The sequence below is a fragment of the Pseudomonas sp. CM25 genome (genome assembly GCF_013179705.1).
In the GTDB taxonomy this organism is placed as follows: domain Bacteria; phylum Pseudomonadota; class Gammaproteobacteria; order Pseudomonadales; family Pseudomonadaceae; genus Aquipseudomonas.
Window position 1 is genome coordinate 1 of the sequence record NZ_JABMCW010000583.1, and the last position, 1,940, is coordinate 1,940.

The 1,940-nt window shown below is 57.2% G+C and carries 2 protein-coding genes; one reads left to right on the plus strand and one right to left on the minus strand.

Annotated elements, in window-relative coordinates:
* Positions 1–309: hypothetical protein (locus HP546_RS31210; RefSeq protein WP_218584655.1), on the plus strand; the 309-nt coding region annotated here is incomplete at its 5' end.
* Between the two features lie 81 nt (positions 310–390).
* Here the strand turns inward: HP546_RS31210 and tyrS are convergent.
* Positions 391–1,590 (minus strand): tyrosine--tRNA ligase, encoded by a 1,200-nt coding sequence (tyrS, locus tag HP546_RS29680; protein ID WP_172233284.1) that lies wholly within the window; start codon positions 1,588–1,590, stop codon positions 391–393.
* Positions 1,591–1,940 lie beyond the last annotated feature (350 nt).

Sequence of the window (1,940 nt, forward strand, 5' to 3'; positions counted from 1 at the left end):
CGTTTAGCTTCAAACACTTGGCTCGCTGCGATCTCTCGTAGCGGGAGGCGAATAATACAGCGTTTAAATCCGCTGTCAACTGCCTTTATCACCGCTGCCGATCTTTCGATCGAAGCCCTTACAGCACCTTCTGAACTACCTAACTCGTTGAATATCAAGGAGTTTGTCGTTCCGTTGTCGCTGGAAGTGGGGCGCATTATAAGGGGATTCGAGAGGGCGTCAACCTTTAATTTCAAGAAAGTGAAATATAGGGGCAAAGACCGCATCAAGGCCGACAAGTGCCTGCCACAACCCTTCCCTCGCCTGTGAGACCCAAGGCGAACAACCCCAAAAACAAAGCGGGGAGGCCTACCGGCCTCCCCGCTTCTATATAGCTACACCACCAGCCGCTCACTCAGCCTTGAGCGTGACCCGCGCAAACGACTTCTTGCCTGCCTGGCACACATGTGTCGCGCCCAGCGCAAATACGAAGTCACGATCCACCACCGCACCATCAACCTTGACGGCACCACCACTCAGCAAGTCCCGCGCCTGCGCCGAGTTCTTCACCAGCCCCGCCCGGTTCAGCACGGCAGCAATCGGCAACTCCTCAGCCGCGGCCACTTCGACTTCCGGCAGATCTTCCGGCAGCTCCCCCTCTTTCATGCGATTACCCGCCGCACGGTGAGCATTAGCCGCTGCCTCCTCACCATGGAACCGCGCAACAATCTCTTCCGCCAGCTTGATCTTGATATCCCGCGGGTTGGCACCATTGGCCACATCGGCACGGAACTGCTCGATCTCTTCCATAGAACGGAAGCTCAACAGTTCGAAGTAACGCCACATCAAAGTATCCGGGATCGACACCAGCTTGCTGTACATCACGCCCGGCGCTTCCTGGATACCTACATAGTTGCCCAGCGACTTGGACATCTTCTTCACGCCATCAAGCCCTTCGAGCAGCGGCATGGTCACGATGTTCTGCGCCTCCTGGCCGTAGGCACGCTGCAACTCGCGCCCCATCAGCAGGTTGAACTTCTGGTCGGTACCACCCAGCTCGACATCCGCCTTGAGCGCCACCGAGTCATAGCCCTGCACCAGCGGATAAAGGAACTCGTGGATCGCGATCGGCTGATTGGTGGTGTAGCGTTTGTCGAAGTCATCGCGCTCGAGCATGCGCGCCACGGTGTACTGCGACGCCAGGCGAATGAAGTCGGCCGGGGTCAGCGTGTCCATCCAGGTGGAGTTGAACGCGACTTCCGTCTTTGCCGGGTCGAGGATCTTGAACACCTGCTGTTTATAGGTCTCGGCGTTGTCGAGCACCTGCTCGCGAGTCAGCGGCGGGCGCGTGGCGCTCTTGCCGCTGGGGTCGCCGATCATGCCGGTGAAGTCACCAATCAGGAAGATGACCGTATGCCCCAGCTCCTGGAACTGGCGCAGCTTGTTGATCAGCACCGTGTGACCCAGGTGCAGGTCGGGTGCGGTCGGGTCGAAGCCGGCCTTGATGCGCAGAGGTTGGCCGCGCTTGAGCTTCTCCACCAGTTCCGACTCGACCAGTACTTCTTCCGCACCGCGCTTGATAAGCGCCAGCTGCTCTTCAACCGACTTCATAGACAAACCCGCAAGGCTCAGATTCAGGGGGAGCCAACCATACAAGATCGGCCGTCAATTACAAGTTTCGCAAAGGAATGTGACCCGGACACGGGGTTGCGGCGTCTATGCGCCCTTGCGTGAAACTGGATTTGGTTATATTTTATACAGTTATTTCATCTTCATCATGTCATTCATCTATTCCATTTCACTTTTTTCAAAGTCACCTTACTCATGACCAACGAACCGCCTAAAGCGCCCCCGCTTTATCCGAAAAGCCATCTGTTGGCCGCCAGCGGCATCGCCGCCCTGCTCAGCCTGGCTTTGCTGGTGTTTCCCTCCAGCGAAGTGGAAGCCAAGAAAACCACCCT

Excerpts from the sequence above, each read along its gene's own strand:
- tyrS (WP_172233284.1), bottom strand. The coding sequence starts at position 1,590 with ATGAAGTCGGTTGAAGAGCAGCTGGCGCTTATCAAGCGCGGTGCGGAA.